Annotated in this window: 1 protein-coding gene; it reads left to right on the forward strand. The window is 43.7% G+C overall.

The window, feature by feature from the left end; translation table 11 throughout:
- Positions 1 to 334: InlB B-repeat-containing protein (locus FEZ08_RS12135; RefSeq protein ID WP_171015086.1), on the forward strand; the 334-nt coding region annotated here is incomplete at both ends.

A 334-nucleotide genomic window follows, 5' to 3' on the forward strand; every position in this document is an offset into this window, starting at 1 on the left:
TTGACGCAACCAACAGATTCATCAGTGAATCTTGATGCATTAACCAACCCAACAAGAGCCGGATATAGCTTTGTCGGCTGGTTCGATGCAAGTGATGTACAACACAGCGGAACATTCACAATGCCAGTTGGCGGATTAAGCCTTAAAGCAAAATGGACCGCCGATGACCAAGTAATCAGTTTCAATACTAAAGGTGGAAGTGGTGTTGCCTCTATCACCGTAAAAACTGATACAACAGTTGATTTAGATACCGTAAGTACAACACGTCCTGGCTATCAATTTGATGGTTGGTTTGTGGGCAGTACAGAATACACTGGTGTAGTAACCGTTCCAG

It is taken from the genome of Culicoidibacter larvae, assembly GCF_005771635.1.
GTDB lineage: Bacteria > Bacillota_I > Bacilli_A > Culicoidibacterales > Culicoidibacteraceae > Culicoidibacter > Culicoidibacter larvae.